At 53.5% G+C, this 9,251-nt stretch carries 6 protein-coding genes and 2 rRNA genes; 2 read left to right on the forward strand and 6 right to left on the reverse strand.

What is annotated here, in order from left to right:
* The coding region (locus LEPTO7104_RS42260; RefSeq protein WP_264307866.1) for a hypothetical protein at positions 1-228 on the forward strand (228 nt) is incomplete at its 5' end.
* 785 nt (positions 229-1,013) lie between these two features.
* Here LEPTO7104_RS42260 and LEPTO7104_RS0106505 read toward each other — a convergent pair.
* The 4 genes from LEPTO7104_RS0106505 to LEPTO7104_RS0106520 form a co-directional block, all read right to left on the reverse strand.
* Complete coding sequence (locus LEPTO7104_RS0106505; RefSeq protein ID WP_017297751.1) at positions 1,014-1,421, reverse strand: ExbD/TolR family protein; 408 nt, start codon at positions 1,419-1,421, stop codon at positions 1,014-1,016.
* 102 nt (positions 1,422-1,523) lie between these two features.
* A complete protein-coding gene (locus LEPTO7104_RS0106510) occupies positions 1,524-1,979 on the reverse strand; it encodes an EVE domain-containing protein (protein WP_026072430.1) in 456 nt (151 codons plus the stop codon).
* Positions 1,954-2,409 (reverse strand): tRNA (adenosine(37)-N6)-threonylcarbamoyltransferase complex ATPase subunit type 1 TsaE, encoded by a 456-nt coding sequence (tsaE, locus tag LEPTO7104_RS0106515; protein WP_017297753.1) that lies wholly within the window; start codon positions 2,407-2,409, stop codon positions 1,954-1,956. Before tsaE ends, LEPTO7104_RS0106510 begins: the two co-directional genes overlap by 26 nt.
* 115 nt (positions 2,410-2,524) lie before the next feature.
* On the reverse strand, positions 2,525-3,922 hold the full coding sequence (locus LEPTO7104_RS0106520; RefSeq protein WP_017297754.1) for an amidohydrolase family protein: 1,398 nt from the start codon (positions 3,920-3,922) through the stop codon (positions 2,525-2,527).
* Between the two features lie 474 nt (positions 3,923-4,396).
* Between LEPTO7104_RS0106520 and LEPTO7104_RS36785 the strand changes: the two genes are divergently transcribed.
* Positions 4,397-5,530 (forward strand): hypothetical protein, encoded by a 1,134-nt coding sequence (locus LEPTO7104_RS36785; RefSeq protein WP_017297755.1) that lies wholly within the window; start codon positions 4,397-4,399, stop codon positions 5,528-5,530.
* A 358-nt stretch (positions 5,531-5,888) separates the two neighbouring features.
* Here the strand turns inward: LEPTO7104_RS36785 and rrf are convergent.
* Positions 5,889-6,005: ribosomal RNA gene (rrf, locus tag LEPTO7104_RS0106530) — 5S ribosomal RNA — on the reverse strand.
* 111 nt (positions 6,006-6,116) lie between these two features.
* Positions 6,117-9,000: ribosomal RNA gene (locus LEPTO7104_RS0106535) — 23S ribosomal RNA — on the reverse strand.
* Positions 9,001-9,251: the final 251 nt, after the last annotated feature.

Genomic DNA, 9,251 nt, shown 5'->3' on the forward strand with positions numbered 1-9,251 from the left:
GAACCTATCCCCACCCCACAACTATCAACTCCACCCACCCGACTCAGGGTATTGCTCAGCACGGTCTATCGACTGCTGATGGCGATGGACACTGCTACGGCTCATTCCCGTCGCCTCGGCTATCACGCTCAGCGCCGCTCGACCCTGCGTTCTCAAAAATTCGGCGACCTGGTGTCGCCGTTCTCATATATTGGAGGTCATCGTTCCGGGTTGAATTCGTTCCGGTAACGATACCCGGCTCTGCGGCAACGCCCAGAGCCTTTTATATCATTTTGATAGAGTGCTTATTGATACCCCAAATCAAGTGTCTCTTTATCCCACCTTACGTTGGTACCCCTCGAGTTGTGCCAATAGTCCAAGAAACTCCTAAAGAAAAGCCAAAGATCATCCCCTAAACCGCCACAAACTATACTCCATGGGCATGCTACAGGGTAGCCATATCTTTTTAGACTGTCAGTCCTACCCCGACCACTCTCGGTAGGGCTGGCTTTTTATTGGCCATGAGAGCATCTACACAACCTACATCAGCCCCGCATGGTCAAAGTCCGCGCAGCCAATGGCAGACTCAGAAAGAGCAACGGTAGGATGAATGGGGCACTTCAGCCGATGATTATTGGTGAAATAGCGGCAATCAGAACAGGGTATTTTGTGCATTACCTTAGCCCGGTTTACCCCATCTCGCACAGCCGTCACCATGTGCCAAAGCGTCATACCTACCAGTGCCCAAGCCAGCGCAAAGCACAAAGGTGTTAACACTAGCTGCAACAGGTTTATTAACTGCGGCGGCAGGAGTATAAGGTGTTGCGCCATAGTCTTGAGCCAGAATTTTCTCTATAAGCTTCGGCCATAAATTTAGCCCCAGCACGCCCTAAGCGCGACAAATTATTGAATTGAGATATTCTGCAATGCAGTCTCAACATCGGTACAGGATAATCAAAACACGGTGTCTTCGTCGCGGCGCCAGGGACAGGACCGCCATTCTGGCCAAGAAACTGGCTTTCTGTACCGGCGTTCTAGGGCTGACTCCCTGCGGTGGCGATCGCCAACTGCACCCCCGGCAGCAATCGCAGCCGATCCATCACCCCCACCACTCGGCCATAGTTCACCGACTGATCGGCCCGAATCACAACGAGGCCACCATCTGCCACGGTGCCCAAGGTCTGAATGGCTTCCAAAAGCTGGTCCTCAGCTACGGCTTTATCGCCAACAAATACCTCCCCTGCTGCATTTATCGTCACGACCACCTGTCGCTGGGCCTGGGCTTCAGCCGTTTCGGCCGTCGGCAGGGTCACTGGTAGCCCCTCGTTGCGGGTTAAAAACAGACTGGAAACAATAAAAAACGCCAGTACCGCAAACACCACGTCGATCATCGGCACGATGTTGATTTGTAGCGGCGTTTCAGGGTCTTCGGGGAGATGCATAGGGAGGGGTGGAGGAGTGAGGGAGTGAGGGGGGGCTCAGTCGTTATCTCTGCAACGTTCTAGCCTGGCAATGTTTCATAGTTTACTTTTTATCTCCCCTTTCTACCGCTGGGCCATTTTTAAAAGCTTTTCAGCGATCGCATCTTCCACCGGCATCACCGACAGTCGATTTCCCCGCCGCACCACCCACAGCTCGTCAGGCTCAAAAGATTCCCGCAGCTGATCGAGGGTAATATCGCGCTCAAAGGTTGCCACGTAGCCGACTTTGACCGTATACCAGCGCGGCGTTTCAGGGGTTGACTTAGCGTCGTAGTACTGACTAGTCGAGTCAAACTGGGTTGGGTCTACCAGGTTAGTTTCCACAATTTCCATCAGCCCCACAATTCCCGGCGGCTTGGTGTTGGAGTGATAGAAAAAGGCTTTGTCGCCCAGGGCCATGCTGGTCAAAAAGTTGCGGGCCTGGTAGTTGCGCACGCCATCCCAGATTTCAGTGCGATCGCGCTTCAAATCATCAATGCTGTACACATCCGGCTCAGACTTCATCAACCAGTAGGCCATCGCCAATCACCTGCTCCAATAGCGCGATCTGTTTATCCGCCGCCGTTAATATTGCCCTCCGTCCACCCCCCGGCACAGTCTCTAGCCGCAGCCAAATAGCTGCTGTAGGACAATCTGGCATCCGCTCAGCCCATTCAATCGCTAGAACTCCGGGCGTTACCTCTAAAGCATCCCAATAGCTTTCCAGCTCTAAAGAGTCCACCTGCTCTGGGGCCAGACGATACAAGTCCACATGGTAGAGAGGCAATCGGCCATCCAGGTACTCGTTAATTAGCGTAAAGGTCGGGCTGCTAATCGGTCCAGCAATGCCCAAGCCAGCCCCCACCCCCTGCACCAGAGTCGTCTTACCGCTGCCTAAATCTCCCGACAGCAGCAATACGGTTCCCGCTTCAAGCCATTGCCCCAGCCGGTGCCCCAGGGCCCAAGTCACTTGAGCATTCTGAAGGTTGACGCTAAAAGAAAGAGGCGTTTGAGTCATTATCTCCGACACGAATTATGATTGTGTTCGTCTCCTCCAATACTTTGCCCGTCTATCAACTCTCCGTTCAGTTGAGAAGATTTTTGTAAATCACTCCATCTTTCATAATTACAAGGAAGTTAGTTTCTGGGTTTTCAATCAGCTGAATGTTTTCTAAAGGATTGCCATTGACCAGCAACAAGTCTGCCAGGGCACCCGCTTCCACTACACCCAGTTTACCGGGGTAGGGGTTGCGCGGCCCAGACAGAGCCAGCAGTGTCGCATTGGTGCTCGTTGCCATCCGCAGCACCTCCGCCGGGCTGTACCAGCGCACCATTTTAGCCAGATTTGCTCCGCGCCGAGTGGCACCCCCAGGGTTAAAGAGGGTGTCAGTACCCCAGGCCGTTTTAATGTTGTACTTTTTCGCCAGGTTGTAGGCGTTGTCGGTGCCCGCGGCTACGATCAGCTGGTTGGCCCGGTTCTCAGAACCCTCTGGGTAGGGGTTGGCGTCCTCATCGTCAAGAAACGGCTGCATGCTCAGCCAGACATCGTTTTCGGCAATCATCCGAGCGGTCTCTTCGTCCAGCAACTGGCCGTGTTCGATGCTCTTCACTCCCGCCCGAATCGACTTTTGAATAGAGCGGGGGGTGTAGGCGTGGACAGCTACGTAGGTATTCCAGTCCTCGGCGGCGTCCACCGCCGCCTTCAGCTCCGCCTCGGTGTACTGGCTAACGTCAAGCGGATCGTAGTCAGAGGCTACCCCGCCCCCGGCGGCTAACTTAATCTGGCTGGCCCCCTGCATCAGCTGCTCACGAGTTCGGCGCAAAACCTCGTCTACGCCGTCGGCGATCGCCCCTACCCCAAACTTTTCTGCCAGACTTAGCTCCGAGGTCGACGTACGGGGCAGATCACTCAGCTCCCGAAAGTCGCCGTGGCCACTGGTCTGAGAAATCATCGCTCCCGACGGCCAAATGCGCGGCCCCATGACGGTCCCACGGTCGATCGCCCGCTTGAGTTCAAATACCGGCCCCGCCATATCTCGCGCACTGGTAAACCCCCGCATCAGCATGCCGGCAGCATTTTCCTGAGCCTGCTGAAACAGTCGCTCCGGCGCGGCGACAGCCGCCATCAGATCCTCCGGGGTGCTGGTCTCCATAAATAGATGGGTGTGGACGTCAATCAGGCCGGGCATCAGCACCCGCCCTGCCCCGTTGATTTGCTTAACGCCAATATCCGCTGGAACAGGCAGCGGACGGGTATCAACTGCCTGAATTTTGTTGCCAATCACCAGTACGTTGGCAGGGGCAGTCAGGGTATCAGAAGCACCATCAAAGATTCGCACATTCTCGAATAGGACAGCCGCCGATGAAGAGTTTTGACTATCGCCAAGGGCTGGACTCTGGGCAGAACTTACTCGGGCCATCAGGCTAAATAGCCCTAGCAGCAAAACCACCACAGTAAGCAAATAGCGCGATCGAATCTGCATAAACTTTCACCACATCAATACATGTGCTCAAAAAATTAATGAAAGGTGCTATAACGAAAAGCACGCTAACAGCCACAACGCCATGAGAACAGTAGCAGCAGCCTTTCATTAAATCAAGCTCAAGCGTTACCTTACGCAAACCTTGAAAGCAATATCACCCGACGAAACCCCTGGCTTTAGGCAATTCGCATACCTGGTCACCCGACCGAGTCGCAATAATTTTTCTGCTAAGATTTTCCCCAAAAAACTTTTCTACCTCTGCCTTGCCAGATAGCTTTATAGGATAAATATAGGATGAAAATCGCCCTTAATCAGTTATCAACTTCACGTATGATGCCTTTGTAGTTGGCTTGACGCTTGGCCTCTTAGCTGTTTTCGGTTATTACCAAAAACAGTGCATGGGTCTACAGCGCATTAGAGATTAGCAGCCAGCGCTAGGTAAAACGTTCTGAAATTGATTCAAAAGGTATCACTATGAAAATCCGTTCGATTCTGGCCTATTCAACTGTGGCCTGTGGCGTTGCCATCACGGTGATGAGTGCTCCCCCAATGGTCGGGCTAACCGCGCCCAGTTCTGCCTCTACGGTTATTGCCCAGCAGACCGACTTGAACCTGGCGGGAGAAGGGGAAGGAACTCTATCCATAGGCAGCCGCCCCAGTCAAACCGTCACCTTTGTCACCGTAACCAGCCGACCCAATCAGCAAGTTGAAATTACTCTGCGCTTAGCAGATGGCAACTTGCAGCGGTGGGAAGGGCAACTGGTCAGTCGTAGTGCCGATGAGGCCCAGATTCAGTTGACCAGCGCCGGTGCAGCTGATGCCACAGGAACTCTCACCGTCCGCTACCAAGATACCAATTTGATCTCCCTAATCGGCAGTGGCACCCTTGATGGCCAGCCCCTATCGATTCGCTTCACCATTGCCGACGACAGTGTTAGCCGTCCCCCCACCCCCAGCGTGGAAACCTTTACCCAGCAGGGCCAGGGGGTATTTGGACTGCAAGGTCGCCCAAACCAAACTATTTCCTTCGCCTCGGTCACCGTTCAGCCCGACAACAGCGCCGAAATGTCAATTCGTCTCGCCGATGGCAACAACATCGCTTTTGCCGGACAGCAGACCCGCAGGACAGCTGAAGACATCGTCCTCAATCTCACCGCCTCCGGTAACGCCGATGCCCAAGGCCCCGCCAACATTCGCTACGGCCCCAAAAACTCGATTCTCAGCATCTCGTCAAATGGCACCCTAGATGGTCAACCCTTCTTCATCCAGTTCAGCGGTCAGCAATCCACCGCGCAGCCCCCAGCTGCGCCACCGGCCACCGCAGCCATCATCTGCACCGGGCAGATGCAAAACGGTTGGCAATACCGCGCCGAAGCCACCAATCAGCGATTCTCGCAAATTCGCTGGGAGCGATCGGGCGTAGAACCCACGGTATCAACCCTGCGGTTTTATCGCAACAACGCCCAGGGCCAACCGGTCTATAGGGGGTCCTTCCGAGCTGCGACAGAGTTAGCACTGGTTGACCTCAGCGGCGGCAATCCTCACCCAGGCTCTCAGATCTCCATTGGAGTAGAAGAGTGGGGGTGGTCGCGGGGCAACTGTCGCTAAAAGCCGACAGAACAGATTGCTCAGTTCATAAGAACCAATCCTGAGAGCAATAGCGTAATCGGGAGCGAAGTATCCTACTGCAAATTCACCAGATAGGGATGGCAATATCCAGCCTATCTGAGGCTAAAGTCTGAGATGGCGGTGATCTCGCTCCCTATTCAACAAACCGTTACCGAGCAGCCAGTTCAAGGGCGCCCAGGCCTATCGAATGATACTCCACCTACCAGGCCCACTGCTTCAAACGGCGCAAGAGGCTGGCTTGGTCAATGGCCTCAAGTCACTTAATACAAAGAAACAATCTAAATCCCCAAAAACGAAACACCCTCTAGCCTTTTGGCTAGAGGGTGTTCGAGTAAGAACCTGGCATCGAGCTATTTTGACAAGGGGCAACCCCCTCACTATCTTCGCCGCAGCTGCGTTTCACGACTGAGTTCGGGATGGGTCAGAGTGGGACCACAGCGCCAAAAACACCAGGAAAGCTTAAGAGCTTTAATATTGGATTGTTTAAGTTCCTTGAGGAACTGAATAGAGAGAAGTGTTGCGGCTGTACGCACAGCCATTTTGGTTGATTGATTGAAGGAGTAATGAGGTCAAGCCCTCGGTCTGTTAGTACGCCTCGACTACATCCATTACTGGACTTCCATCTAGCGCCTATTAACGGGTGGTCTACCCGTGACCTTACTGGCTTATGCCATGGGAACACTCATCTTGAGGTGGGCTTCCCACTTAGATGCTTTCAGCGGTTATCCACTCCGCACTTAGCTACCCTGCGTTTACCGTTGGCACGATAACAGGTACACCAGCGGTGCGTTCTTCCCGGTCCTCTCGTACTAAGGAAGACTCCTCTCAATGTTCCTACGCCTGCACCGGATATGGACCGAACTGTCTCACGACGTTCTGAACCCAGCTCACGTACCGCTTTAATGGGCGAACAGCCCAACCCTTGGGACCGACTACAGCCCCAGGTTGCGATGAGCCGACATCGAGGTGCCAAACCTCCCCGTCGATGTGAACTCTTGGGGGAGATCAGCCTGTTATCCCTAGAGTAACTTTTATCCGTTGAGCGACGGCCCTTCCACGCGGAACCGTCGGATCACTAAGGCCTACTTTCGTACCTGCTTGACTTGTCAGTCTCGCAGTCAAGCTCCCTTATGCCTTTACACTCAATGGCTGATTTCCAACCAGCCTGAGGGAACCTTTGCGCGCCTCCGTTACCATTTAGGAGGCGACCGCCCCAGTCAAACTGCCCACCTGATACTGTCCGCTGCCCGGATAACGGGTCAACGTTAGAATTCTAGCCTTAATAGAGTGGTATCTCACCAGTGACTCCATAACTCCCACAAGAGCTACTTCAAAGTCTCCCACCTATCCTGCGCAATTAAAGCCCGAACCCAATACCAAGCTACAGTAAAGCTTCATAGGGTCTTTCTGTCCGGGTGCAGGTAGTCCGTATCTTCACAGACATTCCTATTTCGCCGAGCCTCTCTCCGAGACAGCTCCCAGATCGTTACGCCTTTCGTGCGGGTCGGAACTTACCCGACAAGGAATTTCGCTACCTTAGGACCGTTATAGTTACGGCCGCCGTTCACCGGGGCTTCAGTCGCTAGCTTCAGCTCCGAAGAGCCTGACCAACTTCCTTAACCTTCCGGCACTGGGCAGGCGTCAGCCCCCATACATCGTCTTGCGACTTAGCGGAGACCTGTGTTTTTGGTAAACAGTCGCCTGGGACTCTTCACTGCGACCACCTCTCGGTGGCACCCCTTCTCCCGAAGTTACGGGGCCATTTTGCCGAGTTCCTTAGAGAGAGTTATCTCGCGCCCCTGGGTATACTCTACCTTCCCACCTGTGTCGGTTTAGGGTACGGGCCATCACTGGATTAACGTGGTTCGGGCTTTTCTTGGAAGTTTGACGTCAGACACTTCCCCGTCGTAACGGGTCGTACTCGCTTCTTGGCTCAAGACGTTTTCGCCGTCTCTCATCACCTCGATAGCTTAAACCGGTAACCAACATCCGGCTGTCCTAGCCTTCTCCGTCCCCCGCCACAATCCAGAACAGGTACGGGAATATTAACCCGTTGTCCATCGACTACGCCTTTCGGCCTCGCCTTAGGTCCCGACTAACCCTCCGCGGACGAGCCTTCCGGAGGAACCCTTGGGATTTCGGGGTGTAGGATTCTCACCTACATTTTCGCTACTTAAGCCGACATTCTCACTTCTGTACAATCCACGCCTGCTCTCGCTAACGCTTCAACTCATACAGAACGCTCCTCTACCACTTGTACAAGTACAAGTCCACAGCTTCGGTAGGATGCTTAGCCCCGTTCATTTTCGGCGCAGGATCGCTTGACCAGTGAGCTATTACGCACTCTTTTAAGGATGGCTGCTTCTAGGCAAACCTCCTGGTTGTCTCTGCAATCCCACCTCCTTTATCACTTAGCATCCATTTGGGGACCTTAGCTGGTGGTCTGGGCTGTTTCCCTTTCGACGATGAAGCTTATCCCCCACCGTCTGACTGGCAGTGTGTGCTACGGGTATTCTGAGTTTGACTCGATTTGGTACCGCTCTCGCAGCCCGCACCGAATCAGTGCTTTACCCCCCGTATATAATCACTACCGCTGTGCCTCAACACATTTCGAGGAGAACCAGCTAGCTCCGGGTTCGATTGGCATTTCACCCCTAACCACAGCTCATCCGCTGGCTTTTCAACGCCAGTCGGTTCGGACCTCCACTTGGTATCACCCAAGCTTCATCCTGGCCATGGTTAGATCACCCGGGTTCGGGTCTATAAAATCTGACTATCGCCCTATTCAGACTCGCTTTCGCTTTGGCTTCAGCATTTCCGCTTTAACCTGCCAGACCCTATAAGTCGCCGGCTCATTCTTCAACAGGCACGCTATCACACGTTTAATCGTGCTCTAACTGCTTGTAGGCTCACGGTTTCATGTTCTATTTCACTCCCCTCCCGGGGTTCTTTTCACCTTTCCCTCGCGGTACTGGTTCACTATCGGTCACGCAGGAGTATTTAGCCTTACGAGGTGGTCCTCGCGGATTCACACGGGATTTCTCGTGCCCCGTGCTACTCGGGATTCAGCTAGTATCGTTAAGTTTTCGACTACAGGACTTTCACCTTCTCTGGTGCATCATTCCAATGCTTCGTCTAACCGCTCGAGTCCATATCGCTGTCCCACAACCCCAATGGTAAAAACCACTGGTTTAGGCTCTTCCCAGTTCGCTCGCCGCTACTACGGGAATCGAGTTTTCTTTCTCTTCCTCCGGCTACTAAGATGTTTCAGTTCGCCGGGTTCGCTCGCGCCACCCTATGGATTCAGGTGGCCGTATACAGGGTTGCCCCATTCGGAAATCTTCGGATCAATGCTTGCTTCCAGCTCCCCGAAGCGTATCGTCGGTAACCACGTCCTTCTTCGCCTCTGCGTGCCTAGGTATCCACCGTGAGCCCGTTGTAGCTTGACCTCGTTTTATTGGCTTTACCCAACAAAACTCACTCTTCTCTCAACGAACTTAAATGTTCTGTGTGTACTACCTTACACTTCTCTCATATTCAGTTTTCAAGGTTCTTTGCCAGGCTCTCACCCAGCAGACTATGCTTCGGAATACTCCAAAACACACTGTGCTGAATTCAATCCTTCACTTTCGTGGTGGAGGTTAGCGGACTCGAACCGCTGACATCCTGCTTGCAAAGCAGGCGCTCTACCAGCTGAGCT

This window comes from Nodosilinea nodulosa PCC 7104 (assembly GCF_000309385.1).
Lineage (GTDB): Bacteria > Cyanobacteriota > Cyanobacteriia > Phormidesmidales > Phormidesmidaceae > Nodosilinea > Nodosilinea nodulosa.

Bases quoted from the DNA above. Each gene is read 5' to 3' on its own strand.
- LEPTO7104_RS0106505 (WP_017297751.1), bottom strand. From the start codon at position 1,421: ATGCATCTCCCCGAAGACCCTGAAACGCCGCTACAAATCAACATCGTG.
- LEPTO7104_RS0106510 (WP_026072430.1), bottom strand. From the start codon at position 1,979: ATGGCCTACTGGTTGATGAAGTCTGAGCCGGATGTGTACAGCATTGAT.
- LEPTO7104_RS0106520 (WP_017297754.1), bottom strand. From the start codon at position 3,922: ATGCAGATTCGATCGCGCTATTTGCTTACTGTGGTGGTTTTGCTGCTA.
- LEPTO7104_RS36785 (WP_017297755.1), top strand. From the start codon at position 4,397: ATGAAAATCCGTTCGATTCTGGCCTATTCAACTGTGGCCTGTGGCGTT.